Origin of the sequence: Nonomuraea sp. JJY05 (assembly GCF_043496855.1) — a bacterium.
Taxonomy (GTDB): Bacteria; Actinomycetota; Actinomycetes; order Streptosporangiales; family Streptosporangiaceae; genus Nonomuraea.
In genome coordinates this window covers 16,993-40,967 of record NZ_JBIEIS010000062.1, presented here as the reverse complement: position 1 = coordinate 40,967, position 23,975 = coordinate 16,993, and the positions used below count along the sequence as shown (strand labels likewise).

26 protein-coding genes and 1 pseudogene are annotated in these 23,975 nt (G+C 69.4%); 10 read left to right on the top strand and 17 right to left on the bottom strand.

The features are described from left to right. The first annotated feature begins 47 nt into the window (after window positions 1–47). Window positions 48–1,124, top strand: a complete 1,077-nt coding sequence (locus ACFKCF_RS55155) for an alpha/beta hydrolase family protein (protein ID WP_394504653.1) — start codon at window positions 48–50, stop codon at window positions 1,122–1,124. Here ACFKCF_RS55155 and ACFKCF_RS55150 read toward each other — a convergent pair. Next, window positions 1,085–1,909, bottom strand: a complete 825-nt coding sequence (locus tag ACFKCF_RS55150) for an NmrA family NAD(P)-binding protein (protein WP_394504651.1) — start codon at window positions 1,907–1,909, stop codon at window positions 1,085–1,087. The two genes, ACFKCF_RS55155 and ACFKCF_RS55150, sit on opposite strands and share 40 nt — an antisense overlap. 60 nt (window positions 1,910–1,969) lie before the next feature. Continuing rightward, entirely contained in the window at window positions 1,970–3,148 is a 1,179-nt protein-coding gene (locus tag ACFKCF_RS55145; protein ID WP_394504649.1) for an FAD-dependent monooxygenase, read from the bottom strand. Window positions 3,149–3,221: 73 nt separating this feature from the next. Between ACFKCF_RS55145 and ACFKCF_RS55140 the strand changes: the two genes are divergently transcribed. Next, window positions 3,222–3,788: a TetR/AcrR family transcriptional regulator gene (locus ACFKCF_RS55140; RefSeq protein ID WP_394504647.1), complete on the top strand. Its 567-nt coding sequence runs from the start codon at window positions 3,222–3,224 to the stop codon at window positions 3,786–3,788. Between the two features lie 64 nt (window positions 3,789–3,852). Here the strand turns inward: ACFKCF_RS55140 and ACFKCF_RS55135 are convergent, their stop codons facing one another. Genes ACFKCF_RS55135 through ACFKCF_RS55125 form a run of 3 tightly spaced genes read right to left on the bottom strand, consistent with a single transcriptional unit; the run spans window position 3,853 to window position 5,451 of the window. Then, window positions 3,853–4,491, bottom strand: a complete 639-nt coding sequence (locus ACFKCF_RS55135; RefSeq protein ID WP_394504645.1) for a maleylpyruvate isomerase N-terminal domain-containing protein — start codon at window positions 4,489–4,491, stop codon at window positions 3,853–3,855. A gap of 19 nt (window positions 4,492–4,510) precedes the next feature. Beyond that, window positions 4,511–4,825, bottom strand: coding sequence for a DMT family transporter (locus tag ACFKCF_RS55130; protein ID WP_394504643.1), 315 nt, complete (start codon window positions 4,823–4,825; stop codon window positions 4,511–4,513). After that, window positions 4,822–5,451 (bottom strand): FMN-dependent NADH-azoreductase, encoded by a 630-nt coding sequence (locus ACFKCF_RS55125; protein WP_394504641.1) that lies wholly within the window; start codon window positions 5,449–5,451, stop codon window positions 4,822–4,824. Before ACFKCF_RS55125 ends, ACFKCF_RS55130 begins: the two co-directional genes overlap by 4 nt. A gap of 73 nt (window positions 5,452–5,524) precedes the next feature. Here ACFKCF_RS55125 and ACFKCF_RS55120 point away from each other — a divergent pair, with 73 nt between their 5' ends. Continuing rightward, window positions 5,525–6,085: a TetR/AcrR family transcriptional regulator gene (locus tag ACFKCF_RS55120; protein WP_394504640.1), complete on the top strand. Its 561-nt coding sequence runs from the start codon at window positions 5,525–5,527 to the stop codon at window positions 6,083–6,085. Here the strand turns inward: ACFKCF_RS55120 and ACFKCF_RS55115 are convergent. The 3 genes from ACFKCF_RS55115 to ACFKCF_RS55105 form a co-directional block, all read right to left on the bottom strand. Then, on the bottom strand, window positions 6,066–6,794 hold the full coding sequence (locus ACFKCF_RS55115; RefSeq protein WP_394504639.1) for a nucleotidyltransferase domain-containing protein: 729 nt from the start codon (window positions 6,792–6,794) through the stop codon (window positions 6,066–6,068). The genes ACFKCF_RS55120 and ACFKCF_RS55115 overlap by 20 nt on opposite strands. Before the next feature lie 80 nt (window positions 6,795–6,874). Next, on the bottom strand, window positions 6,875–7,813 hold the full coding sequence (locus ACFKCF_RS55110) for a ribose-phosphate diphosphokinase (protein WP_394504637.1): 939 nt from the start codon (window positions 7,811–7,813) through the stop codon (window positions 6,875–6,877). A 58-nt stretch (window positions 7,814–7,871) separates the two neighbouring features. Next, window positions 7,872–8,501: an HAD family hydrolase gene (locus ACFKCF_RS55105; protein WP_394504635.1), complete on the bottom strand. Its 630-nt coding sequence runs from the start codon at window positions 8,499–8,501 to the stop codon at window positions 7,872–7,874. A gap of 133 nt (window positions 8,502–8,634) precedes the next feature. Here ACFKCF_RS55105 and ACFKCF_RS55100 point away from each other — a divergent pair, with 133 nt between their 5' ends. Beyond that, a complete protein-coding gene (locus ACFKCF_RS55100) occupies window positions 8,635–10,434 on the top strand; it encodes an alkyl/aryl-sulfatase (RefSeq protein ID WP_394504633.1) in 1,800 nt (599 codons plus the stop codon). A gap of 9 nt (window positions 10,435–10,443) precedes the next feature. Here the strand turns inward: ACFKCF_RS55100 and ACFKCF_RS55095 are convergent, their stop codons facing one another. Together ACFKCF_RS55095 and ACFKCF_RS55090 are read right to left on the bottom strand one after the other, a co-directional pair. Beyond that, on the bottom strand, window positions 10,444–10,908 hold the full coding sequence (locus tag ACFKCF_RS55095) for a hypothetical protein (protein WP_394504632.1): 465 nt from the start codon (window positions 10,906–10,908) through the stop codon (window positions 10,444–10,446). A gap of 35 nt (window positions 10,909–10,943) precedes the next feature. Beyond that, window positions 10,944–12,353 (bottom strand): purine-cytosine permease family protein, encoded by a 1,410-nt coding sequence (locus ACFKCF_RS55090; RefSeq protein ID WP_394504630.1) that lies wholly within the window; start codon window positions 12,351–12,353, stop codon window positions 10,944–10,946. 67 nt (window positions 12,354–12,420) lie between these two features. On the opposite strand from ACFKCF_RS55090, the gene ACFKCF_RS55085 reads away from it, so the two are divergent. The 3 genes from ACFKCF_RS55085 to ACFKCF_RS55075 all read left to right on the top strand — a co-directional run bounded on the left by ACFKCF_RS55085 (window position 12,421) and on the right by ACFKCF_RS55075 (window position 14,808). Beyond that, the gene (locus ACFKCF_RS55085; protein WP_394504629.1) at window positions 12,421–13,812 is read left to right on the top strand and encodes an MFS transporter; all 1,392 of its coding nucleotides are present in this window, start codon (window positions 12,421–12,423) and stop codon (window positions 13,810–13,812) included. Window positions 13,813–13,925: 113 nt separating this feature from the next. After that, window positions 13,926–14,303 (top strand): hypothetical protein, encoded by a 378-nt coding sequence (locus ACFKCF_RS55080; RefSeq protein ID WP_394504626.1) that lies wholly within the window; start codon window positions 13,926–13,928, stop codon window positions 14,301–14,303. Window positions 14,304–14,394: 91 nt separating this feature from the next. Continuing rightward, window positions 14,395–14,808 (top strand): hypothetical protein, encoded by a 414-nt coding sequence (locus tag ACFKCF_RS55075; protein ID WP_394504625.1) that lies wholly within the window; start codon window positions 14,395–14,397, stop codon window positions 14,806–14,808. Between the two features lie 190 nt (window positions 14,809–14,998). Here the strand turns inward: ACFKCF_RS55075 and ACFKCF_RS55070 are convergent, their stop codons facing one another. After that, complete coding sequence (locus ACFKCF_RS55070; protein ID WP_394504623.1) at window positions 14,999–15,535, bottom strand: GNAT family N-acetyltransferase; 537 nt, start codon at window positions 15,533–15,535, stop codon at window positions 14,999–15,001. Between the two features lie 128 nt (window positions 15,536–15,663). Between ACFKCF_RS55070 and ACFKCF_RS55065 the strand changes: the two genes are divergently transcribed. Then, complete coding sequence (locus tag ACFKCF_RS55065) at window positions 15,664–16,158, top strand: NUDIX domain-containing protein (RefSeq protein WP_394504621.1); 495 nt, start codon at window positions 15,664–15,666, stop codon at window positions 16,156–16,158. Between the two features lie 110 nt (window positions 16,159–16,268). On the opposite strand, the gene ACFKCF_RS55060 is transcribed toward ACFKCF_RS55065, so the two are convergent. Both ACFKCF_RS55060 and ACFKCF_RS55055 read right to left on the bottom strand, forming a co-directional pair. Further along, a complete protein-coding gene (locus tag ACFKCF_RS55060) occupies window positions 16,269–17,390 on the bottom strand; it encodes an MBL fold metallo-hydrolase (RefSeq protein ID WP_394504619.1) in 1,122 nt (373 codons plus the stop codon). Between the two features lie 289 nt (window positions 17,391–17,679). After that, entirely contained in the window at window positions 17,680–18,711 is a 1,032-nt protein-coding gene (locus ACFKCF_RS55055) for an aldo/keto reductase family protein (RefSeq protein ID WP_394504618.1), read from the bottom strand. Between the two features lie 51 nt (window positions 18,712–18,762). Between ACFKCF_RS55055 and ACFKCF_RS55050 the strand changes: the two genes are divergently transcribed. Together ACFKCF_RS55050 and ACFKCF_RS55045 are read left to right on the top strand one after the other, a co-directional pair. After that, window positions 18,763–19,440 (top strand): FadR/GntR family transcriptional regulator, encoded by a 678-nt coding sequence (locus tag ACFKCF_RS55050; RefSeq protein WP_394504616.1) that lies wholly within the window; start codon window positions 18,763–18,765, stop codon window positions 19,438–19,440. Window positions 19,441–19,683: 243 nt separating this feature from the next. Then, window positions 19,684–20,334: an MOSC domain-containing protein gene (locus tag ACFKCF_RS55045; protein ID WP_394504614.1), complete on the top strand. Its 651-nt coding sequence runs from the start codon at window positions 19,684–19,686 to the stop codon at window positions 20,332–20,334. Window positions 20,335–20,679: 345 nt separating this feature from the next. On the opposite strand, the gene ACFKCF_RS55040 is transcribed toward ACFKCF_RS55045, so the two are convergent. The 4 genes and pseudogenes from ACFKCF_RS55040 to ACFKCF_RS55025 all read right to left on the bottom strand — a co-directional run bounded on the left by ACFKCF_RS55040 (window position 20,680) and on the right by ACFKCF_RS55025 (window position 23,712). After that, complete coding sequence (locus ACFKCF_RS55040; protein WP_394504612.1) at window positions 20,680–20,913, bottom strand: hypothetical protein; 234 nt, start codon at window positions 20,911–20,913, stop codon at window positions 20,680–20,682. A 21-nt stretch (window positions 20,914–20,934) separates the two neighbouring features. Beyond that, window positions 20,935–21,036 (bottom strand): annotated as a pseudogene (locus tag ACFKCF_RS55035) (transposase); the annotation flags it as partial. Between the two features lie 84 nt (window positions 21,037–21,120). Continuing rightward, window positions 21,121–22,299, bottom strand: coding sequence for an aminotransferase class V-fold PLP-dependent enzyme (locus ACFKCF_RS55030; RefSeq protein ID WP_394504611.1), 1,179 nt, complete (start codon window positions 22,297–22,299; stop codon window positions 21,121–21,123). A gap of 42 nt (window positions 22,300–22,341) precedes the next feature. After that, a complete protein-coding gene (locus ACFKCF_RS55025; protein WP_394504609.1) occupies window positions 22,342–23,712 on the bottom strand; it encodes an aminopeptidase P family protein in 1,371 nt (456 codons plus the stop codon). Between the last annotated feature and the right edge of the window lie 263 nt (window positions 23,713–23,975).

Below are 23,975 nucleotides of genomic sequence, written 5' to 3'. Positions count from 1 at the left end.
ACGATCGGGGCGTCCGGGCCGGCGGTCTCCGGCACCAGCCTGGGCCCATGCGTAAAACACTTGCGACAGTCGTGATGTCCGTGACCGTCCTCGCCGGAGCCGCTCCGGCGCAGGCGGCCGACCTGGCTCTTCCGAAGCCGACCGGACCGCGGCCGGTCGGCACGACCAGCCTGCACCTGGTGGACTCGAGCCGCCCCGACCCCTGGAACCCCGAGGCGTCCCGGCGGGAGCTGATGGTCTCGCTCTGGTATCCGGCCAGGAAGGCCGTGGGGCGGCCCGCGCCGTACGTGACGCCCCAGGAGTCGGCCGCCATCCTGAAGGGCTTCCCGGACGTCTCCCCGGACGCGCTCACGAAGACCAGGACGTACGCCAGGCTCGACGCCCCCGTGAGAGGGGGCAGGCTGCCCCTGGTCGTCATGTCGCCGGGCTTCTCCTTCCCGCGCGCCACCCTGACCTCGCTGGCCGAGGAGCTGGCGAGCAGGGGATACCTGGTGGCGGCGGTGGAGCACACGTACGAGTCGGTCGCGACCACGTTCCCCGACGGCCGGACCACCACGTGCCTGGCTTGCGTGAAGGGCCAGGACAACGTCAAGGTGGCCGCGAGCCGGGTCAAGGACGTGCGGTTCGTGCTCGGCGAGCTGGTCAAGGGCCGGTGGGGCAAGGTGATCGACCGGTCGAGGATCGCCATGGCCGGCCACTCCATGGGCGGGTACGCCACCGCCCAGACCATGCTGGCCGACACCAGGATCAGGGCCGGCGTCAACCTGGACGGCACGTTCGCGCTGGACGAGCCGCTCGACCGGCCGTTCATGCTGGTCGGGGCGCCGGGGCACGCGCCCGGCTACGGCTCCTGGGACCAGGCCTGGGCCAATCTGAAGGGCTGGAAGCGCTGGATCACCGTGGCGGGGACCGACCACTCGGCGTTCGTCGACTACGCCGTGCTCAGGCCGGCCCTCGGCCTCCCCGCGCAGGAGCTGGATGGCGCGCGGGCGCTGCGGATCACCCGCGCTCACCTGGTCGGCTTCCTCGACCGGCACCTGCTCGGTAAGGGGACCCCGGTCGAGGACTATCCCGAGGTCACCGATCACACCCGGAACGCGTCGGCGTTCTCCGAGGCCCACTGAGCGAAGCTGAGCGCGTCCCGGCCGGTGACCTCGCGCACGGTCGGGACCACCGTGTAGCCGACCTCCGGGGTGTCGCCCAGAGCATGGACGAGGAACTCGATGGTCTGCTCACCCATGCCGTCGGCGGCCCACTTGGCCCGCGCCTCGTCCACGGTCAGCTCCACGTACTCGACGTGGCGGCCAATCGACGCCCCGAGGATCTCGACCTTCTGCCTGAGCGTGATCGCCTCGGGACCCGTCAGCACGTACGTCCGGCCGCCGTGGCCGCCCTCGGCCAGCACCGTCGCGGCCACGGCGGCGATGTCGCGCTCGTGCACGAGGGCGCTCAGCCGGTCGCCGAACGGCTCCTTGATGACGCCTTCCGTCTTCACCGTCTGCGCCCACCAGCGCAGCGTGTTGGACATGAACTCGACCGGGTGGAGCAGCGTCCACTCCAGGTCGGTCGCGGCCAGCGCCTGCTCGAGCGGGCCGTCCTCGCGGCCGCCCAGCACGGTGACCCGCCGCACGCCCGCCTTGACGGCCAGCTCCACGATCGCGGCGCCGTCCGGCAGGGGCGCGTAGTCGTCGCCCGCGAAGTTGATGAAGTGCGCGCCGGTGACGCCCTCGAAGGCGTCCTTCAGCGACTCGGGCCGGGCGAGGTCTCCGGCGACGACCTCGACGCTCTCGGGGAGTCCGGCCTTCTCGGGGTTCCTGCTCAGGGCGCGTACGTGCTGCCCGGCCGCGAGGAGCTCCTCGACGACGAGACGGCCGACGGTCCCGGTTGCTCCGGTGACGAGGATGGTCATGGCGAACCCCTTTTGTTCGGAACGGAATGTTCTGCTCTTACTATAGCAGAACGGAATGCTTCATTCCATATAGTTCTTGAGCGAGATGGCGTTCGCGGCTCGGTGGATGGGCCCGGCGATCCTGTCGATCATCCGGTCGCGGCCGGGCAGGTGCGGGAGCAGCCTGATCATCCTGGTCTGGAACCAGATGGCCACGGGCGAGCCGATCACCATGCCCTTGACGTTGGCCGGCCCGAGCGCCTGGTTGGCCTCGACGAACTCGCGCATCTCGCGCTCGTAGCCCTCCGCCCCGCCGCCCTCGGCCAGCTCGCCCGCCAGCACGTACGCGCCCACGAGCGCCAGGCTCGTGCCCTGCCCCGAGGCCGGCGAGGCGCAGTACGCCGCGTCGCCCACCAGCACGACGCGGTCCTTGGACCAGCTGTCCATGTGGATCTGGGCGACCGAGTCGAAGTAGAAGTCCTTGGCGTCGCGGACGGACTCCAGCAGCGCGGGCACCTCCCAGCCGACCCCCGCCATGGCCTTCACCAGCAGCTCCTTCTGGCCGTCTGTGTCGCGGTGGTCGTAGGCCAGCGGCTCGGACGACCACATGAACAGGGCCTTGGCGCGGGTGTCCTGGCGGGTGCTGTAGACGTTCGCGGTCCTGCCGGGGGCCGCGTGCACGGCCTCCTCGCGGTCCAGGCCCAGGGTGTTGGGGACGGTGCAGATGGAGATGTAGTGGCCGAGGTGGCGGGCGTACCGGGACTCCTCGCCGAAGGCGATCCTCCGGGTGTTGGAGTGCGCGCCGTCGGCACCGACGACCAGGTCGAACCTGCGGGGCGCCGAGCGCTCGAACGTCACCGTGCCGTCCTGCGCGATGCCCGTGACGGAGTCGCCGAAGACGTACTCGACGTCGTGGCGGGTGAGGTCGTACAGGAGCTCGTTGAGGTCGCCGCGCATGATCTCGGCGTCGTCGCCCGTGCGCCCGCCGAACAGGTCGGCGTCCATGGTCGCGACCTTCCTGCCCCTGGCGTCGTAGTGGGTGGCGATCCGCATGTCCGTGCTCGCCGCGCGGACCGCCTCCATGAGCCCCATGCGCTCGACGACCTGGAGGGCCGCGCCCCGGATGTCCACCTTGTAGCCGCCCTCGCGGATCGCGGGGGCCCGCTCGACCACGGTCACGTGGAAGCCGTGCCGCCTGAGCCAGTAGGCGGTCGCGGTGCCGGCGATGCTCGCGCCTGAGATGAGGATGCTCTTCGTCATGTCCATGACGGTACATCTGTCTCAGACACTTGTCTAGGACGAATTTTCCAGACAGTTGTGCTAGTCTGTGAGTATGGGAAACAGGGAAGATCTGCTGGCCGGGGCCAAGCGATGCTTGATCGAGAAGGGCTATTCGCGTACGACGGCGCGCGACATCGCCAACGCGTCCGGGGTGAGCCTGGCGGGCATCGGCTACCACTTCAAGTCGAAAGAGGCGCTGATGAACGAGGCGCTCTTCGAGGCGATGCGGGAGTGGGGGGACGACCTGGCGGCGACCCTGACCGCCGACGTCAAACCGGACGCCACGCCGCTGGAGCGGTTCGAGGCGGCCTGGGACCGGGTGGTGGAGTCGTTCACCCGGCTGCGGCCGCTGTGGCTGACGCAGTTCGAGTTGCTGGGGCAGATCGACCACCTGCCGGAGGTGCGCGAGCAACTGGTGCGGGCCACCGGGGAGGCGCGGCTGGGGCTGGCCGAGCTGTTCGAGGGGGTGGAGCTGGGCAGCGATCCGGAGCGCGAGCGGCTGGCGGGGACGCTCTACCAGGCGTTGCTGACGGGCTTCCTGTCGCAGTGGCTCCTCGACCCGGACAGCGCCCTGTCGGGCCGCGAGGTCGTCACGGCCCTGCGCTCATTCGCCTCCTGACGCCGCCCAGCGCCCGCGTCCCGCCGACGCGCGCCCTTGCCTGGCGGCGCGGCGCCGGGGGTGGTCAGAAGGCGCTGATGGTGGCGGGGGCGCGTTCGGTGCGGCTGAGCGTGCGGATGACCGCCGTGGCTCCGTGCCGGTGGACGGCCAGCCGGGCCAGGAGCTCGACCACGGGGTCGATGATCGAGGCCGGCAGCTCCGGCGTGTCCAGGCCCACGCTCGCCGCCAGGTCGTCCGAGTGCACGACCAGCTCCACGAGCCGCGTGAGCAGGAAGTCGTCGAGCCGCAGCGACCAGCCCGTCCAGGGCAGGCCCACGACCCGGTCGCCGGGCTCTGCGGCCAGGGCGGCGGTCAGCAGGTCGAGCAGCGCCTGCGTCCGGTCCACCAGCGCCGCGGGCCCGTCCGCGGCGGCGGCCTGGCCGCCGCGCCTGACGCTCACGTTGCTCTCGTGATCGAGCCCCGCCTGCACCCACGGCGACCGCGAATAGTGCTCCAGGAGCCCGATCGGCTCGCCGGCCACCCCGTCCGGTGAGAGCACGTCACGGACGCGGACGAGCTGGTGGGCCAGGTGCCCCGCCAGTCCCGCGACGCTGAACTCGGTCAGCGCGCTCGGCTTGTCCCAGGCCGCCGCCACGGCGGGATCGCGCAGCAGCGAGACCGCCGACGTCGCGGCCACCAGATAGGACTGCCTGATTTCCCCCATTTGCCGCCCTTCCCCTGGTTTAGGTGGTAACTCGCGCCAAGACTATCCCCCCGACAATCAGGGCGAGGGCCGCCAGCCTGCCGATCGAGACGGGGTCGTCGTTGACCGCGATCCCCAGGGTGATCGCGCCGACCGCGCCGATACCCGTGAAGACGGCGTACGCGGTGCCGACGGGCAGCGTGTTCATCGCCTGGGACAGCAGCCAGACGGCGGCGGCCATCAGAAGGAGGGACACGAGCGTGGGCACGGGCCGGGTGAAGTTCTGTGTCGGCTTGATGCTCTGCGACCACGCCACTTCGACGAGGCCGGCGAGGAGCAGGACGATCCAGTTCACCGGGCCGCCTCCTTGAGCGCCGCGGCCAGCGACTCCTCGTGCTTGTCCCGCAGGTGGGCCAGGGCCGGGTCGAGCCGCGCGTTGACCAGCTCCGCGTTGATGAACGTCACGTCCTCGACCCTGAAGTGCCCCTTGAAGAAGTCGCGCAGGTAGCGCTCCTGGTGGTCGTAGGGCTCGCGGGGCGTGCCCGGGCCGTACGCGCCGCCCCGCGCGCTCGTCACCACGAACGAGCGGCCTTCGAGCGACATCTTCGGGAACGTGATCTGGTCGAGCCAGGCCTTGAGCGAGGAGGGGATCGAGTAGTTGTACATCGGCGTGCCGATCAGGATCACCTCGGCCGCCACCACCTCGTCGAGCAGCGGCTCCACGACGGCCCACGCCTGCCGCCGGGCGGGCGTCCGCACCGCCTCCCGATATCGCGAAATGTCGGTTATCTCGTGTTCGAGGATGTGGTCGCAGAGCTCGGTCCACGCCTCGCCGATGTGCGGCACCGGCTGCGCGGCCAGGTCCCGGTACGCGTACGGGCGATCGGGATGCGCCGCCCGCCAGGTGTCGGCGTAGACGGCGGACAGTCTGCGCGAGAACGACGACGCCCGGCGCGCGCTCGCGTCCAGATGCAGCAACATGGTCTCTCCTTGAAAGTGGACACGCTGTCCATTTCAATATAACCGGACGGCGTGTCCACATACAATCGGACGCATGGAAAGAGCCGACGCCGCGCGGAACCGCGCGCGCATCCTGGAGGCGGCCGCGCAGCTCTTCGCGGAGCGGCTGCCGCAGGACGTGACGATGGACGACATCGCGAAGAAGGCCGGGGTGGGCCGGGGCACGCTCTACCGCCGCTATCCCGACCGGGCGTCGATCGCCGTCGCGCTCCTCGACGAGCACGAGCGGGCGCTGCAGGAGCGGCTGCTGCGCGGCGACCCGCCGCTCGGCCCGGGAGCGCCGCCCGGCGAGCGCCTCGCCGCCTTCTACGCCGCGATGGTGCGCCTGCTGGAGGACCACCGGCACCTGGTCCTCGGCTCGGAAGTGGGCCGCTCGCGCTTCGAGACGGGCGCGTACGGCTTCTGGCGTGCGCACGTGCGCGCGCTCATCGTGGCGGCCCGCACCCCGGATCCGGACGCGCTGGTGGACGTCCTGCTGGCGCCCCTCGCCCCCGAGGTGTACGGCTACCAGCGCGCGGTGCTCGGCCTGACCCCGGAGCAGATCACGCAGGCGCTGGCCAAGCTCACGGCGACCCTCAGGTCAGGGCCTTCCTGATGGCGGACCTGACGAACGCGCGGGCCAGCCTGCCCCTCCTGAACCGGCTCAGCACCGGCCGCGCCGTGCCGTACCTCCGCGCCCGGATGTCGGCCACCACGTTCTCCGGAGCTCCCAGCTCGGCGAGCACGTCGAGGGCCTCCCGCTTGCTGATCATCCGCCCTTCCCGCAGCGTGACCGTGGCCCGGGCGACCGTGAGCAGGCCCAGGTCCACCCAGATGTCACGCAGCCAGCGCCGCCGGGCCCGCGTCTTGACGAGCCAGTAGTCGCGCAGGTCGGCGCGGACGAAGTCGGTCAGCTCCTCGTCCGACACCGGCGGCAGCAGCCCGGCGGGCGGCGGGCCGTACAGCTCCAGGGCCCCTTCGTGCAGCTCGCGGCGGGTGACCGCGGTGACCGGGCGGCGGAAGATGCGCTCGTGCGCCCAGGTCACGTGCTCGACCGAGGGGTCGGCGAGCTCCTGCCTGGCCAGGTACGAGCAGTGCAGCTGAGCGGCCAATGGCCCGTCGAGCGCCCGGTGGGCGGCCTTGATCCGGCGCCACTGCTCCATCGTCACCGGCGCGTCGACGATCGCGATCAGATCCAGGTCGCTGCGGCCGGGCTGGTAGTCATCGGTGGCGAGCGAGCCGTGTGCCCATAAGGCGACCAAGGGCACGGCCGGTTCGACGCCCCGGAGAAAGTCGCTCAGCAGTCGTTCGGTCGCCGCGTGCATACTGGCCACTATGATCGATAACCCGCCGGGTGCGAAAGCCGCGCAGATCACAGCGGGTCCCCGCGGCTCCGGTCAGGTCGTCAGGACGCGTTGAACAGCGCGCTCACCGACTCCCCGTCGTGGATGCGGCGCATGGCCTCGGCCAGCGCGGGCGCGATCGACAGCACGGTGAGCTTGTCGCTGGGCTTGGGTGAGGGCACGGTGTTGGTGCAGACGATCTCCTCGACCTCCGGCAGCGCGCTCAGCCGCTCCACCGCCCCGCCCGCGAACAGCCCGTGCGTGCAGGCCACCCGCACCGAGCGGGCCCCCTGCTCGCGCAGCCGGTCGAGCAGTTCGATGACCGTGCTGCCCTTGGCGATCTCGTCGTCCAGAATGATCACGTCCTTGCCCGAGACGTCGCCGATCACGGAGCTGATCACCACGCGGTCGTCGCTGAAGCGCTGCTTGGCGCCCATGGCGACCCCGGTGCCGAGCAGGCGCGCGAAGTGGGCGGCCTCCTTGGCGTTGCCGAGGTCGGGGGAGACGACGACCGTGTTCGACAGGTCGTACCGGCGGAAGTGCGCGGCCAGCTCGCGCAGCGCGTGCAGGTGGTCGACGGGGACGCTGAAGAAGCCGTGCACCTGCGGCGAGTGCAGCGTCATCGCCAGCACCCGGCTGGCGCCCGCGGCCACCATCAGGTCGGCGACCAGCCGCGCGCCGATAGAGATGCGCGGCGCGTCTTTCTTGTCCGACCGCGCGTAGGCGTAATGCGGAAGCACGACGGTGGTCCGCGCCGCGGACGCGCCCCGCGCCGCGTCCAACATCAGCAGCAGCTCGACCAGATGCTCCTGTACGGGCGGCACGAGCGGCTGGATGAGGAACACGTCGCGTTCACGGCAGTTGGCCTGGAGCTGCACTTCGAGGACGTCGTTGGCGAAGCGCTCGATGCGCACCGGGTGGAGTGGCGTACCCAGCTGCCTGCAGATCTCTTCGGCCAGCTCAGGATGGGCGCTACCGCTGAAAACCGTGATGTCTCGCACGATTCCGTAAGCATAGCCACCCGGCCTCGGCATCCACGAGAGCGACCCGGCGGCGCGGTCAAACGAGCAGCAGATCGGCGGTCAGCTCGTCGAGGCCGGGCAGGACCCGCCAGGCCAGGGCCAGCGCGTCGGGAGCGGGCGGGTAGTGCGGGTGCGGCACGGCGATCACGCGCATGCCCGCCGCGTGCGCCGAACGCAGCCCGTTGCTCGAGTCCTCCACCGCCACGCACTTGCGCGGGTCCGCCCCGATCCGCCGGGCGGCCTCGAGATATCCGTCGGGCGCCGGCTTGCCGCGGGAGACCTCCTCGGTCGAGACCGTGGCCGCGAAGCACTCCTCGAGCCCGGCCGCGTCCAGCACCACGTCGATCAGCCTGCGCGGGGACGAGCTGGCCAGCCCCAGCGTGACGGCGTCGGACAACCGCCGCACCGTCTCCACCGCTCCGGGCATCAGCGGCACCCCGTCGCGGTAGCGGGCGGCCATCTGGTCCACCACGCCCCGCGCGATCTCGTCGGGAGGCAGCGACACCCCCAGCGAGTGCAGGTACGCGGCCCACTCGCCGGTGCTCATGCCCATGAGCCTGGACTGCGTGTCGGGCTGCCAGGTGCCGCCGTGCTCGGCGACGAACGCCCGGCGCACCTCCTCCCACACGGGCTCGGAGTCCACCAGCACACCATCGAGGTCGAACACGCACGCTTCCACCCGACCAGCCAACCACACGGCGCCGAGGAGCCGAGCCAGGCCTGTCCCTATTGCCCGAGATTCATGCTATTAGGGGTGTTTGTTGAGCTATCTGGAGTGATTCCCGGGCACTCGGCTAGGCATGGCAGCCCTTCCATTTCACGACAAGGACGACTTCGCGGACGCCGACCGCGGGTTCATCGCGAAGCTGAGTCCGGCAGTGATCCAGACGGTGGACGGCCGGGTCATCTGGGACAACGACTCCTACGGCTTCCTCCAGGGGGAGTGCCCGGCAACGGCCCATCCCAGCCTCTGGCGGCAGGGGCAACTGTGTGCCAGGCAAGGTCTGTACGAGGTCGCCGAGGGGGTCTACCAGGTACGTGGCCTGGACCTGTCCAACATGACCCTGGTCGAGGGCGAGCGCGGCGTCCTCGTGATCGACCCGCTGATCTCCACCGAGTGCGCCGCTGCCGCGCTCCGGCTCTACCGCGAGCACCGCGGCGACCGCCCGGTCACCGGCGTGATCTACACGCACTCGCACGTCGACCACTTCGGCGGCGTACGCGGCGTCACCGGGGGAGGCGTGCCGATCCTGGCCCCGGAGGGGTTCATGGAGCACGCGGTGTCGGAGAACGTCTACGCGGGCCCCGCCATGACCCGCCGGGCCGTCTACATGTACGGCCCCGCCCTGCCCCGCTCGCCCGAGGGCCAGATCGGCTGCGGCCTCGGCATGACCACCTCGACGGGCACCGTGTCGCTCATCCCGCCCACGACGGAGGTCACCCGTACCGGCCAGGAGGAGACCGTCGACGGGATCCGGATGGTCTTCCAGCTCACGCCCGGCGCCGAGGCCCCCGCCGAGATGAACTTCCTCTTCCCCGATCGGCGCGCCCTGTGCCTGGCCGAGAACGCCACGCACAACCAGCACAACATCCTCACCCTGCGCGGCGCCATGGTCCGCGACGCCCGCGCCTGGGCGCGCTACCTGAACGAGACCGTCACGCTGTTCGCCGACCGGGCCGACGTCGCCTTCGCCTCGCACCACTGGCCCACCTGGGGCCGCGGCGGCATCGTCCGCTTCCTCGAACAGCAGCGGGACATGTACGCGTACCTGCACGACCAGACGCTGCGGCTGCTCAACAAGGGCCTGACCGGGCCCGAGATCGCCGAGGCCATGCACATGCCGCCCGAGCTGGAGCGGGCCTGGCACACGCACGGCTACTACGGCTCGGTCAGCCACAACGTCAAGGCCGTCTACCAGCGCTACCTGGGATGGTTCGACGGCAACCCGGCGCATCTGTGGGAGCACCCGCCGCGGGAGAGCGCCGTCCGGTACGTCGACTGCCTGGGCGGCGGCTCGGCCGTGGTCGCGGTCGCCAGGCGCTACATCGACGAGAACGACCTGCGCTTCGCCGCGCAGCTGCTCAACCACGCGGTCTTCGCCGACGAGGGCAACAAGGAGGCCCGCGACCTGCTCGCCGAGGTCTACACCCGGCTCGGCCACGGCGCCGAGAACGCCGTGTGGCGCAACTTCTACCTCATGGGCGCCCTGGAGCTGTCCGACGGCATCGTGCCCGCCACCGTGGACGCCGCCTCGCTCGACCTGCTCGCCGCGCTGTCCGTGGAGCAGATCTTCGACTCGCTCGCCATCCGTGTGGACGGGCCGCGGGCCTGGCACGAGCGGCTGTCGATCGACTGGTACCTGACCGACCTGGGGGAGCGCTACCGTACGACGCTCTCGAACGGCGCGCTCATCCAGCAGCGGGAGCCTGCGGACGAGAGCGCGGACCTGACGCTCCGGCTGACGAAGGACCAGCTCGTGGGGCTGCTGGCGGGCAAGGGCGTCGGAGGGGTGGAGCGCGAGGGGGACACGGGGGCGCTGCAGCGGCTGGTCGCCGTGCTCGACCGCCCGGCCCCGGACTTCGCCATCGTCACGGCTTGATCGGGCTGTTCACTCCGGGCGTTCGACCTCGCGGCGCAGCGCCTTGCAGGCCAGCGCCAGCAGCGTGACCACCGCGGCCCCGAGGCCCGGCCCGAGCACCAGCGGCAGGGTCAGCTCACCGGCGTGCCACACCGCCGCCAGGATCGCCGCCGAGGTCAGCACCGCCACCCCGAACATCGCCCCCCACAGCGGCAGCACGTCGAGGTAAGCGAACAGCAGCGGAAACGCCAGCCACACGAACGGCGGCGCCGCCACCGCCAGCACCACCCATCCGGCCGTCACGAGCCCGAGCCACCCGACCCGCCGGCTTCCGGACATCATCGGACCGGCGGCATAGGCGGCACCGAGCGCCAGCCCTCCGACGGCCACGGCCACCCGGTCCTCGCGCAGCGAGCTCACCACCGCGAGCACGAGAAGCCCGCAGGCCGTGGCGTGCACCGCCCACCGCAGCAACCGCGACGGAATGTCCATCATTACTCACCAAGAGTAACCTCAGGACCACGGTGCCGTCACGCCTGGCGGCGCCGCGCGGTGAAGGCGGTGATCAGGAAGTACAGCAGCCCGGCCAGCACGAGGGCGATGACCACGCCGATGTTCGCCCCCGCGAACGTGCCCGCCTTCATCTCGTCGCTCATCAGGAAGCCGACGATCCTGGCGATGTTGGGGTCGCCCGACTTGATCAGCCCGAGCCCCACGACCGACGCCACGAGCAGCGACACCAGCCCGGCCCAGTTGAGCGCGGGCGCGCCCGGCCGCAGCAGCCACTCGTCGTACGACCTGCCGCCCGCGCGCAGCAGCCACATGTCCACCAGGAAGATCGCCACCCAGGCCGCCATCACCACCCCGATGATCGCCAGGAACGCCTGGAAGGTGCCGAGGAAGCTGCTGGACACGAACAGCAGGTAGTACCCGCCGAGCACCATGAGCACGCCGTCGATCAGCACCGCGTAGTGCCGCCTGACCGGCACGCCGAGCGCCAGCATCGACAGCCCGGACGAGTAGATGTCCATGATCGCCCCGGCCAGGAAGCCGCCGATGGCGGTCAGCAGGTACGGCAGCAGGAACCACGTCGGCAGCGCCTCGGCCAGCGCCCCCACCGGGTCGGCCCCGGCGGCCTCGGCCAGCTTCGGATCGCCGCCCGCCAGCAGCACGCCGAACACGAGCAGCACCATGGGCGGCACCGCGCCCCCCAGCGTCGTCCACAGCGCCACCGACCTCGCCCGGGAGTTCGCGGGCAGGTAGCGGGAGTAGTCGGCGCCGCAGTTGACCCAGCCCAGGCCCAGCAGCGTCATGGCGAAGACGACCCCGCCCACCCACTCGCCGGGACCCGCGCCGCCCTTCAGCGACCCGCCGAGTTTCGGCAGCATGAGGGCCATGTAGACGACGGTCAGCACGACGAACGCGTACGTCAGGTACCGCTGGACCGCCATGATCATGGCGTGGCCGTACACGCCGACCGCGATCACCACGACGGCCGCGACGGCGAAGCACACGGCGGTGGCCGTGGTGGCGGGGACGCCGGGCGCGATGCGCGCCAGGATCGCCGCGCCGCTCTGCGCTGAGAGCGTGACGAGCACGATCTCCCAGCCGACGTTCGAGATGTAGGAGAACACGGCGGGCAACTTGTTGCCCTGATACCCGAACGGCGCCCGCCCCAGCGTCATCGTCGGCACGCCCGACCGCGTCCCCGCGACCGCGACCAGGCCGACCAGCAGGAACGACAGCGCGTACCCGATCGCCCCGGTGATGATCGCCGGGATCACGCCCAGGCCGAGACCGACCATGTACACGCCGAAGGCGACACCGAACAGGGAGAGGTTGGAGCCGGCCCACGGCCAGAAGAGATCCCCCGGCCGGCCGCGCCGCTCGGCCTCGGGGACCGCGTTGATGCCGTTCTGCTCGACGGTCATCGTGTCCATGATCGGACGTTACTCGCCCCATACCCGGTAAGAGAAGCCTCAGCAGGGCGGTGAGAGTCTGGACGGCATGAGCGCGGAGACCAAGTTCGGCAGGCGGCGGCAGGCACTGGCCGTCTGCCTGGTGTCGGCGTTCATGACCGGTCTGGACGTGAGCATCGTCAACGTGGCGCTGCCGTCGATCCGCGCCGGCCTGCACGCGACGGAGGACGGCCTGCAGTGGACGGTCTCCGGCTACGCGCTGACGTTCGGCCTGCTGCTGGTCCCGGCCGGGCGCATGGGGGACGCCAGGAGCCGCAGGGCGCTGTTCATGTCGGGCGTGGCGCTGTTCACGCTGGCCAGCGCGGCGTGCGGCCTCGCCTGGGACATGAAGGTGCTGATCGCGGCCAGGCTCGTGCAGGGCATGGCGGCCGGAATGGTGAACCCGCAGGTCTCCGGGCTGATCCAGCAGATGTTCGAGCGGCACGAGCGGGGGCGGGCGTTCGGCGCGCTGGGCGCCACCATCGGCCTGTCCACGGCCGCCGGGCCGCTGATCGGCGGCGCCCTGGTCACCTTGTCCGGGCCCGAGCTGGGGTGGCGGTGGGTGTTCCTGGTGAACGTGCCGATCGGGCTGGCCCTGCTGCCCCTGGCCTGGCGGGTCCTGCCGGGCCCGCGGCAGGACGTGCCGCGGCGGCGGGAGAGCATGGACCCGGTGGGCGTGCTCCTCCTGGGCGTCGGGGTGGCGGGCGTGCTGCTGCCCTTCATCCAGCGTCACCAGTGGGAGGGGAACGCCCACTGGCTGCTCCTGCCCGCCTCGCTCCTGATCCTGGCCGGCTTCGTGACGTGGGAGCGGTTCTACCGCCGTGAGCCACTCGTGGACCTGGCCCTGTTCAGGAAACGGTCCTACCGCCTCGGCACGGCCATCGGGCTGTTCTACTTCGCCGGATTCACCGGCATCTTCTTCATCTTCACCCTGTACCTGCAGAGCGGCCTCCATTACAGCCCCCTGCTGGCGGGCCTGTCGATCACGCCGTTCGCCCTCGGCTCGGCCTCGGCCAGCGTGGTCGGCGGGCGGCTGGTGTCCCGGGCGGGGCGGCTCGTGGTGGTCATCGGGCTGATCACGGTGGTCGCCGGCCTGTCGGCGACCATCGCCGCCACCGCACTGGTGCCGGGGCCCGGCGCGGGCCTGGCCACCGCCCTGCCCCTGCTGGTCGCGGGCGTCGGCAGCGGTCTGGTCATCTCGCCCAACCAGGCCATCACCCTGTCGGAGGTCCCGCCCGAGGGCGGCGGGAGCGCGGCGGGGGTCCTGCAGACGGGCCAGCGGCTGGGCTCGGCGATCGGCATCGCGACGGCCGGCTCCACGTTCTTCGGCTCGCTCGGCGCGGGCTGGGCGACCGCCTTCCGTCACGGCCTGATGGTGGTCCTGCTGTTCATCCTCATCGCCCTGTCGGCCGCGGTGTACGACCTCGCCCGCCGGCGTTAGAGCCTCCTCCCGGGATCCCTCCCGGCGCAGGCCTTGTAGAAAGGCCTCACCCCCTGCGGCCGAGCCACGCGAGCACGGCGTACCTGGCCGCGACAGCCGACGAAAGGGAGAGCATGCACCCCCGGAAGGCCATCACCGCCCTGACCCTCGCCTGCGCCATGATCGCGCCACCGACCCTCGCCGCCACCCCGGCCGCCGCCTCCGCCAAACCCAATGTGCGGGCCTGCTACGACGGGAAGTGCAAGTTCACGTTCACGAGGGCCGTGAGCTTCCGCGTCTCCAGCCGGTACGGCCTCGGCAGGGTGCGCGTCTCCAAGGAGTACGTGGGCGGCATCTTCAACCAGGACATGGTCGTCGTGCGGGCCCCCGGCCTCACCTCGTCGCTGGGGGAGGGCGCGAGCGGGGAGTTCCGGCACGGGAAGAAGCGCACTCTCAACTTCCGCGTGCTGTCGATCACCGACCAGGGGGCGACGATCCGTTTCGAAGGATGACCTTCAGCATGTGATCAGCGAAAACCGGACCTCCTCACCGGTACCGGGTCGGCTAGGCTCCGACGCGGGGGTGGGCACCATACGAACGAGGTTGCGGAAGCTCTACGCGGGCGGACGGGAGTTCGTGTGGAAGGGCGAGCTCCACCACGTGTCCGGCGAGCGCGACTGCCACAGGTGCGTCCGCCTGCGCGTCTGGGGCGCCGGGAAGAACAGCCGCGTGCTCCAGGCGGACCTGCTGTCGAAGGCGGTCCTGCCGTGGGGCTGCGCGAGCGACAACTCCTACCCGACGCCCAAGGACGTACGGGAGGTCATCGACCGTGCGCTGGCGCATGGCTGGGACCCTGACGTCGCCGGCGGGGTCTTCTTCCTGAGCGAGGCCGAGCACGCCGCCGAGTTCGAGCTGACCGATTTCCTCCTCACCGACCGCCTCAGAGACGAGGGGGCACCGGACCCGACCACCCGCGTGCTCAGCGCCTTCGACCGCGCGACCGGATCGCCTTCCTAGCGGGTCTCGCCGATCGCTTCCCCGGCCGGCTTTCGCCGGCGCCGACGTCAGGTCTCGCCGTCGCCACTACCGGCATTCCATTTCATCGGGTTCCTCGTTCTCACCCGACCGCAGGCGCTCGCTCAATTGGTCAACACGGGTTTCTCCTGGTTGAGCGCGTGACTTCGGGCTCATCGCGCAAGACCCCCTGTCAGTTGGCCAGAGCCTTGACGCTTTCGGGCGTCCAGGCGTATTCGATCACGGGCAGTTCGATTCCTCCGGGCACGCGTTCCCAGAAATCCCGTGTGGCGCTGCCGCCGCATCGCTCGTAGAAGGCGATGGCCGGGGCGTTGTCCCTGAGCACCTCCAAATAGACCGCCCTGCCGGGGTGGTGGGCGGCCGCCCAGCCGAAGGCGCGGCTCATGAGCAGGCGTCCGATACCGGAGCGTTTACGGGCGGGGCGGACGTGCAGGTTGTCGAGCAGGATCCGGCCGTCGGGCTGCGCGATCAGGTAGGTGAACCCCTGCAGCGCGTCGTCCTGCTCGGCGAGCAGCAGGTGGGAGGCGTTCTCGACGGTGGCCGGCTCGCTGGAGGCGAGCCGGGCGGCCCAGAGCGCCCTGCGGTCCTCCAGGAGCGGGCCGTTGAGGAAGGAGTCGGGCATGATCCCGGCGTAGGCCGTCTGCCAGCTCTCGGTGTGCAACGCCGCGATGAGGTCGGCGTCGCGCGGTGCGCCCGTTCTGAATTGCATGGATCAGAGCGTGCCACAGCCACACATACCGATCAGGTAGGTGATCTCAGCCGTTGCCACCAGGAAGGCGTACCGCGACAAGATCGTCCCACTCGCCATCGGCCCGTTCCGGTCAGAGCGTTAGCCTCATGATCGTGACGACCAGAAACTCGCACTGCTCCTTCTGCGGCACGGCCTACCTCGCGGACCAGGACTGGCCGCGGACCTGCGCCGGCTGCGGCAACACCAGCTACCTCAACCCGCTGCCCGTCGCCGTGATGGTGCTGCCGGTGGACGAGGGCCTGCTGGTGATCCGCCGTGACGTCGAGCCGCACCGCGGCGAGCTCGCCCTCCCCGGCGGCTTCATCGACCTGGGCGAATCCTGGCAGCAAGCGGCCGCCCGAGAGCTCCGGGAGGAGACGGGCATCATCGTGGAGGCGGACGAGGTCCGGCTGTTCGACGTGCTCAGCGCTCCCGACGGCACGGTGCTGATCTTCGGTTTGGGGCCGCGTACGAGCTCGGCCGCCCTTCCACCGGTGACGCCCACGGCCGAGACGACGGAGTGGCTGGCGATCGACCGGCCCCAGGAGCTGGCGTTCCCGCTGCACACCCGGATCGTGGCGAAGTACTTCACGGCGAAGTGACGTCGGACAGCGTGAACGCCGCTGCTTCCGCCGAGGAGACGCCCGGGGGATCGGCCGGATATGGCTCATTCATCCAGAGGCCTTGTGGCCAGCGGGACATCGGTCGGCGTCTACTGATCGACGGACACGGACTGGTGCTGCTCGGGCAGGTGGCTTTCCGGATGCGCCCACACCAGGACGTTGTCGTGCCGTTCCCGCCGAAAGAAATCGACCACCTCCTGATCGGAATGGCGCAGGCTGAAGTGGGTCAGGACGAACAGCGTGTCCGGGTGCGCCTCGATCACGGGCTTGAGCCGGCTCCAGACCGTGTGCCCGACCCGATCGGCGCGAGCCAGCTCGCTGTCGTGCAGAAAGGTGCACTCGGTGATGATGACCGGATAAGTGAACAGCCAGGGATTTCGCTCGAACACCGACACGTGCGTATCGCCGAGAAAGGCGAAAAGAGGGCGGCGTACCGGCCGGTCGACCTCCACGTCTTCTCGCCGTTTCTGGGCCATGATCCGCCCGAATTCCGCGCCGCGTCCGTCCCGGACGAGGTCGTCCCGCAGTTCCTGGAATTCGGGCAGCAGTTCCTTGACGTTCTCGCTGAACGCGTAGCCCACGCAGGGCACCTTGTGCTCGCATCGCACCACGCGGACGTGGTGGCCGCGGGGGCCGAAAGTGAATTCGTCGTCCTGCCGCACGCCGTGAAGGCGACAGGCCGGGGACAACGCCGGATCGTACGGCGCCGCGTGATTCAGCTCGGCGGACGCACGCAGGAAAGCCTCCACATAAGGCAGCGCCTCGGCCGGTAGGTAGATGTCGGCGCCGGAGGCCCTGGAGGCGAGGTAGTCGAGATCCTTGGAGTGGTCGTGGTGCGTGTGCGTCAAGAAGACCGTCTCGGGCTGCCGCCCTTCGCACAACCCGGCGTCCAGGGCGCAGCGCAGCTCCGGTATGTGGAAGAAGGTCTTGTCGTTCGCCCGCGAGTAGCCGGTGAGGGTGAACGCGGTGCCGGGGATGCGCCAGGTCTTCCACTGCCGGAAAGGATGCCCCTTTACCAGCAGATCCGGATGCTCGGGCTGCCGCCGGGAGGTCTGTGTCATCGGGTACGCCTTCCAGATGTTTTTCGTCCTGGCCTTAATGGCTGCTGGCCAGGTTCGCGGTCCGGCGGCGAAATTTCCAGTGGATATCCCGGCCGGGGCCGGCTGCCTTCCTCCTGCCGTCGGCCGAGCGCGGAATGGGCCGGTGACCATCGAACCGGGCTTGATTCCCGCACCGGTGGCGGCCGCCGAACCCGCCGACCGCAGCGGACGGCAAAGCTGGCGCCGACGACGACGGGTTGCCGAGCCCGGTGGTCCCCGTGGTCAATCTGCAAACCGCGACGGCGCGCGCCGCGATCGCGGCGACACACCGCCTGTTGTCCGCCATCGACCGGGTGGGCGACAAGGTGAACCCGTCCGGGATTGATGGAGGCTCCTGCGAGTTTCGGTGTCGAGGCCGAATCACCGCATTGTCGGATACGCCAGGCCGGGATCGTACACGTCAGGACTTCCAGGCGGGCATCACATCGAACGGAGCTGCGACCTTGGCGGGGTCGTGTTCGGCGAGGTCTCCGTGAATGTCGTCGATCAAGGAAGCATCGATGCGGGCCAGGGTCTCGGCTTCGAGCGTGTGGCCTGAGGCGGCGGCGTTCTCGTGGATCTGTGCGGGATGGGAGGCTCCGATGATGGCGCTGGAAACCGCCGGGTTCTGCAGCACCCAGGCGACGGCGAGCTGGGCGAGGGTGAGACCGAGCTCCTCGGCGATCGGGCGCAGGCGTTGCACGGCGGACAGCACCGGGCCGCCGAGGTAACGGCCGACGAAGGCAGAGCCGAGGGAGTGCCTGGCCCGGCTCCCGGCGGGCGGTTGCTGATCAGGCCGGTACTTGCCGGTCAGGGTGCCCTGCGCTAGGGGCGAGAAGGCGATCTGGCCGAGGCCCAGACGGCAGCCGGTGGGCACTATCTCCTTCTCGATGACGCGCCACAGCATGGAATATTGCGCCTGGTTGGAGATCAGCGGCACCCTCAGCTCGGCCGCGAGGATGGCGGCGGCCTCGATCTGGGAGGCCCGCCATTCGGAAACACCGATGTAGAGCACCTTGCCCTGCCGGACCAAGTCCGCGAAAGCGGTCATGGTCTCCTCCAGCGGCGTGTCCTCGTCAAAGCGGTGGGCTTGGTAAAGGTCTACGTACTCCGTGCCGAGGTTGCGGAGGGAAGCATTACAGCTTTCGGTGATGTGCTTGCGGGACAGACCTTTGTCATTGGGGCCGGGGCCGGTCGGCAGGCACACCTTGGTGAAGATCTCGATGGACTCGCGGCGCACACCGGACAGTGCCTCGCCGAGCACCCTCTCTCCGGCGCCATAGTCGGGGCGCCCGTACACGTCTGCGGTGTCGAAGCTGGTGATGCCTGCATCGAGTGCCGCGGTCACACACTTGCGTGCGATTTCGACGGCTTCGACGGAGTGGGTGAGCCAGTTGCCATAGGTGATCGCACTGACGGTCAGGCCACTGGCCCCGAGCTTGCGGTATTCCATGCGAGAACACGCTAGCATAGACATCCAATGATTGGACCTCTGGAGATCCTTGTGCGTACGGTGACCCGCAACTCGCTCGTAGACCAGGCCATCCAGCAGCTACGAGAGGCGATCGTCTCGGGTGAATGGCCGGTAGGGGCGCGCATCCCCGCTGAGCCCCAACTGATCGAAATGCTCGGCGTGGCCCGCAACACGATGCGGGAGGCGGTACGCGCCCTGGCGCATGCGGGCATGCTGGAGGTGCGGCACGGAGATGGGACCTATGTGCGTGCCCAGGGCGAGACCGAGGGCGTGCTGTTGCGACGGTTGGAGCTGGCTGACCTGCTGGAGGTGGTCACCGTACGCCGCGGGCTCGAGGTGGAGGCGGCCCGGCAGGCCGCCGAACGGCATACGCCGGACGACCTGGTACGGCTGACAGAGCTGTCCCGCGGTTCCGATCAGGGCGGCCTCCAGCACCGCGTCGCGCATGCGATCGAATTCCACCTCGCCCTTGTGGACGCTTCACACAACAAGCTGCTCATCGAGCTGTATCGGGCGATATCATCCGTGGTCACAGCCGGGATGAGCCAGGCCACCGCGGACCCGCAACTGTCCGACGTTGGCACGCGCGAGCACGAGGAACTGCTCGCTGCCATCGCCGATCGCGACAGCGAGCGAGCCGCGCAGGCAGCCGGCCGTCACCTGGCTCCGCTGATCGCCCAAGTGCGAGCGAGGCTGGCCAGCCCCTGACCAACAGGCCGGAACAGCCGGCCGCAGGACGTGGCCAGGCAATGCTACAGGTCTAGACCTTTCAGATGATCAGCGCAGCAATCTTGGTAGCCGTGGACGGAACGCCACACGAGAGGGATCCCGCCTTCCAGTAGATTTCGCCATACTTGCCGAGACCAGCCAGCCCATGCGCGCACGCGGCGTGTATGAACTCGGCGGTAAAATATGTCCTTTTGGCATGTTGTATGCAGTACTGTCCCCCGCATGAAGCTGCTCTCCGTCAACATTGGCAAGCCTCGACCGAACCCCTGGAAGGGCCTCGGCGCGACAGGCATCGACAAACGGCCCGTTGACGGCCCGGTCTCCGTCAGCGCTCCCGGCCCCAAGGGCACCGGCGCGGTCGGCCTCGCGGGCGACCGCGCCTACGACGTGAAGCACCACGGCGGTCCCGACCAGGCCGTCTACGCCTACGCTCGCGAGGACCTCGACGGGTGGCAGGCCGAGCTGGGCAGGCCGCTTGCCAACGGCACCTTCGGAGAGAACCTCACGACCCTTGGCCTCGACGTCAACGGCGCTCTGATCGGCGAACGTTGGCGCATCGGATCCAAGGTGGTCCTGGAAGTGTCGTGCCCGCGGATCCCGTGCGCAACGTTCCAGGGGTGGCTGGAGCGCGACGGCTGGATCAAACGGTTCACGCAGGCTGCACTGCCGGGTGCGTATCTGCGCGTGATCGAACCCGGAGACATCCGTACCGGCGACCCAGTCGAGATCGTGCACCAGCCCGCCCACAACGTGACCGTCGCGCTCGCCTTCCGTGCGGAGACGCTCGAACCGGATCTCCTGCCGCAGTTGCTGGCCGCCGACTCGCTGCCACAGGAGATCAGGGAGAAGGCTCGTAGGCGTATGACCAGGTAGATGATCGATGTCGGGGGCTCGTCGGACGAACGTGCCCTGACTAGATCAAAGCCCAGGCACCGAATTCGGTTGAGGTGGGCATTGGGCCGGTCGTGAGTGACCGTGATTGACCCCTCGTCCACCTTGTCCGATTGCACGGTGATCAGCCGGTGACCCGCGTTTACCTTTGCGGCAGGCACACCCTAGCTCCTGATCATCCCGGCGCCTGTCGAGCAGCACGCTGAAGAAGTCGGCCTCGTTCTGCTTCCTGGCCGATGGCACGCTGACACGTGAATCAACCTCAGCCAAGCAGGCGGCAGCGAACCCTGGCCGATGATCGTCGGTCAGGGTTCGGCGGGGGCGGGGTCAGGCGGCCGCTGGTTCGATGGTGACTTTGTGGCCCAGGGCTTGGAGTTTGGCGATGAGCTGCTGGGTTTCCTTCTCGAGGTCTTTGCGGGTGGTGAGGTATTCCGCGTCGAGTTCGTGGTACGGCCTGCCGGTGGCCAGGACGTGCCAGATGATGACGATCACGGCGTGGGCGACGGTGACGACAGCCTTCTTCTTGGCCACACCGCTGCGATGGCCACCGTTCTTCATCACGTGCCGGTGGTATAGCGAGCGCAGGTAGCCGGCATGTCGCACCGTGGACCAGGCGGCCTCGACCAGGAGAGGCTGCAGGTGCTGGTTGCCGTGGCGGCGCCGCCCGGACTTGCGTTTGCCTGCCGACTCCGAGGGCGGTTCGCGAGTTGATGCCCCTCTCGTTACTTGCGTGGGATGAGGCGCAACTCGCGAACCGCCCTCTCAGGTTCAGCGCGACCTCAGTGTTGCGCACAGTATGTCAATCTCGTCCTCGGTGTTGTAGTAGTGCACCGATGCACGAACCACAGCGGGCAAGCTGCGGCCGCCCAGATCGAAGCGGGCAGAGGTGACCGCTGAGACGCTGGTGTTGATACGTGCTGCGGCGAGATGGCGCTGGACGTCGGTGGCGGGCACGCCGTCGACGGTGAAGGTGACGATGCCGCACAGGCGCCGGCCCTGGTCCTGGACGGTCACTGCGGGCAGTTGCGCGAGTTGGTGCCGCAGTCGTGCGGCCAGGGCGGTGACCCGTTCCTCGATCGCTTCGAGGCCCCAGTTCAGCGCGTAGTTCACGGCGGCGCCCAGGCCGATCTTGGCTGCGTAGTTGGACTCCCAGTTTTCGAACCGGCGGGCGTCGGGACGGACTTCGTACGTCTGGTAGTCGGTCCAGGTGGCGGCGTGCAGGTCGAGGAAGGGCGGTTCGAGTGTCTGGATGAGCCGGTTGGAGACGTAGAGGAAGCCGGTTCCGCGCGGCCCGCGCAGGAACTTGCGGCCAGTGGCTGACAGCATGTCGCAGCCGATCTCCTGCACGTTGACAGGGAGTTGCCCGACGGACTGGCAGGCGTCGAGCAGGAACGGGACGCCGGCGGCGCGCGTCAGGCGGCCGATCTCGGCGGCGGGGTTGACCAGGCCACTTTGGGTGGGCACGTGGGTGACGGCGACGAGTTTGACGTCGTCGTTCAGCCGCCGCTCGAGATCCTTGATGGACAGCTGGCCGTGCTCGTCGTTGTCGATCACTTCGACCTGGGCGCCGGTGCGGTCGGCGACCTGGAGGAAGGCGATGACGTTGCTGGCGTACTCGGCGCGGGAGGTCAGGATGCGGTCGCCGGGCCCGAAGCACATGGCGTAGAAGGCCATGTCCCAGGCGCGGGTGGCGTTTTCAACCACGGCGACCTCGTGCGGCCGGCAGCCGATCAGGCGGGCGATCGACTGGTAGACGGCGTTGACTTTCGCGGCCGCGGCCGCCGCGGCTTCATACCCGCCGATTTGCGCCTCCAGGCGCAGGTGCTCAATGACGGCGTCAAGCACTGGAGCCGGCGCCAGTGCCGCGCCGGCGTTGTTGAGATGCACGACGTTGGCGCACCCGGGGGTTTCGTGGCGGGCGCGGGCCACGTCTATGGCTGTCGGCATGGCGATCCTGTTGATGTTCGTTTGGCGAGGTGTCGGCGGAGCTCAGGGCAGGCGCCGGCCGGCGGCCCGTTGGGCGGCGAGCCAGGTTTCCACCTCATCGGCCCGACGCGGCAGGCCGGCGGAAAGGTTGACCGCGCCGTCGGCGGTGACCAGGATGTCGTCCTCCAGCCGGATGCCGACCCCGCGAAACTCGGCCGGCACCAGGTCGTCGTCGGGCTGGAAGTACAACCCCGGCTCGACGGTCAGCACGTTGCCCTCTCTGAGCTCGCCTTCGCGGTAGGCGTCCGGGCGGGCCGCGGCGCAATCGTGCACGTCGATGCCGAGCATGTGGCCGAAGCTGTGCAGCGTCCAGCGCCGGTAAAGCATGGAGTCGGGCTCCATCGCCTCCTCGACGCTCACCGGCAGGACACCGAGCTCGGCCAGGCCCTCGGCGAGCACGCGCATGCAGGTGAGGTGGAGGTCGGCGAACCTCACGCCCGGTTTGATGGCGTCGATACCGGCCTGCTGGGAGGCGTAGACGATGTCGTAGACCTCGCGCTGCAGAGGGGAGAAGGTGCCCGAGATGGGCAGGGTGCGGGTCACATCGGCGGTGTAGAGGTGCTTGTTCTCCACGCCCATGTCCATCAGCAGCAGTTGGCCGGGAGCCGTGAGGCCGTCGTTGCGCTTCCAGCACAAGATCGCAGCGTGCTGGCCGGCCCCGACGATCGAGCCGTACCCAACGTCGTTGCCGTCATGGCGGGCCCGCAGGCCGAAAACACCTTCGACGAGGCGCTCGGACACGGCGCGGTCGGCCGGCACCACGCGGGCGACGTCCTCGAAGCCTCGGACGGTGGCGTCGATCGCGTCCTGCAGCTGAGCGATCTCCCATTCGTCCTTGACGAGTTTCAGTTCGGAGATCACCGCTGCGAGTTCACGGTCCCGGCCGCCGGTGCCGGGCAGGGCCGCATCAACCTGGGGATCCAGGCCGCGCAGCAGGCGGGTGCGGCCGGGCGTGCAACGGGCCAGAGTGGTGTCGAGGTCGGCGAGTGGTGCTGTTTCGATGCCCAGTTCGGCCGTCTTCTCCGCCAGGGTTCGGCGGCGGCCGGCCCACAGCTCGCCATCCCTGTCGCGGAAGAACTCGTCGGTCTGGCGGGAGGAGCGCTGGCGGGTGTACAGGACGGCATCGTGGCCGTCACCGCTTGGCTGCAAGATCAGCACGCTGCCGGGATCGTGATCGCCGGTGAGGTAGGCGAAGTCGCTTCCCGGGCGGAAGGGGTAGAGCGTGTCGTTGGCGCGAATCTTGCTCGGCCCGGTGGGGACGACGAGCGTTTCCCCAGGGAAGGCGGCAGAAAGCGCGGCGCGGCGGCGCATGTAGTGAGGCACCGCAGATTGGGGTCTCACCTCGATCGCGTGGTCGTGCCAGCCGGTCCGCATGAACTCCAGCAGCTTTTCCGGGAAGTCCGGGTCGTGTGACGCCGTACGCGCCGTCGAGAACCGGCTGACGCCTTGATCCGACATCAATCCTCCAGATTGTTTCGGTCGTTAGTATGTAGCATTGCACTTTATTTGCAATAGCCAATAGTTCGCATTAAATCCGTAATGCCCGCGGTTGCGGCAGTGCGGCGAAGACCGTCTGGGAGCGCCCCGGACTGGCCCGCCGCTCGGCCTGAGCGGATCACCGCGAGTCTGCTGGGTAC

Excerpts from the sequence above, each read along its gene's own strand:
- ACFKCF_RS55155 (WP_394504653.1), top strand. The coding sequence starts at position 48 with ATGCGTAAAACACTTGCGACAGTCGTGATGTCCGTGACCGTCCTCGCC.
- ACFKCF_RS55150 (WP_394504651.1), bottom strand. The coding sequence starts at position 1,909 with ATGACCATCCTCGTCACCGGAGCAACCGGGACCGTCGGCCGTCTCGTC.
- ACFKCF_RS55145 (WP_394504649.1), bottom strand. The coding sequence starts at position 3,148 with ATGACGAAGAGCATCCTCATCTCAGGCGCGAGCATCGCCGGCACCGCG.
- ACFKCF_RS55140 (WP_394504647.1), top strand. The coding sequence starts at position 3,222 with ATGGGAAACAGGGAAGATCTGCTGGCCGGGGCCAAGCGATGCTTGATC.
- ACFKCF_RS55135 (WP_394504645.1), bottom strand. The coding sequence starts at position 4,491 with ATGGGGGAAATCAGGCAGTCCTATCTGGTGGCCGCGACGTCGGCGGTC.
- ACFKCF_RS55125 (WP_394504641.1), bottom strand. The coding sequence starts at position 5,451 with ATGTTGCTGCATCTGGACGCGAGCGCGCGCCGGGCGTCGTCGTTCTCG.
- ACFKCF_RS55120 (WP_394504640.1), top strand. The coding sequence starts at position 5,525 with ATGGAAAGAGCCGACGCCGCGCGGAACCGCGCGCGCATCCTGGAGGCG.
- ACFKCF_RS55115 (WP_394504639.1), bottom strand. The coding sequence starts at position 6,794 with ATGCACGCGGCGACCGAACGACTGCTGAGCGACTTTCTCCGGGGCGTC.
- ACFKCF_RS55100 (WP_394504633.1), top strand. The coding sequence starts at position 8,635 with ATGGCAGCCCTTCCATTTCACGACAAGGACGACTTCGCGGACGCCGAC.
- ACFKCF_RS55095 (WP_394504632.1), bottom strand. The coding sequence starts at position 10,908 with ATGATGGACATTCCGTCGCGGTTGCTGCGGTGGGCGGTGCACGCCACG.
- ACFKCF_RS55090 (WP_394504630.1), bottom strand. The coding sequence starts at position 12,353 with ATGGACACGATGACCGTCGAGCAGAACGGCATCAACGCGGTCCCCGAG.
- ACFKCF_RS55085 (WP_394504629.1), top strand. The coding sequence starts at position 12,421 with ATGAGCGCGGAGACCAAGTTCGGCAGGCGGCGGCAGGCACTGGCCGTC.
- ACFKCF_RS55080 (WP_394504626.1), top strand. The coding sequence starts at position 13,926 with ATGCACCCCCGGAAGGCCATCACCGCCCTGACCCTCGCCTGCGCCATG.
- ACFKCF_RS55070 (WP_394504623.1), bottom strand. The coding sequence starts at position 15,535 with ATGCAATTCAGAACGGGCGCACCGCGCGACGCCGACCTCATCGCGGCG.
- ACFKCF_RS55065 (WP_394504621.1), top strand. The coding sequence starts at position 15,664 with ATGATCGTGACGACCAGAAACTCGCACTGCTCCTTCTGCGGCACGGCC.
- ACFKCF_RS55060 (WP_394504619.1), bottom strand. The coding sequence starts at position 17,390 with ATGGTCACCGGCCCATTCCGCGCTCGGCCGACGGCAGGAGGAAGGCAG.
- ACFKCF_RS55055 (WP_394504618.1), bottom strand. The coding sequence starts at position 18,711 with ATGGAATACCGCAAGCTCGGGGCCAGTGGCCTGACCGTCAGTGCGATC.
- ACFKCF_RS55045 (WP_394504614.1), top strand. The coding sequence starts at position 19,684 with ATGAAGCTGCTCTCCGTCAACATTGGCAAGCCTCGACCGAACCCCTGG.
- ACFKCF_RS55030 (WP_394504611.1), bottom strand. The coding sequence starts at position 22,299 with ATGCCGACAGCCATAGACGTGGCCCGCGCCCGCCACGAAACCCCCGGG.
- ACFKCF_RS55025 (WP_394504609.1), bottom strand. The coding sequence starts at position 23,712 with ATGCGGACCGGCTGGCACGACCACGCGATCGAGGTGAGACCCCAATCT.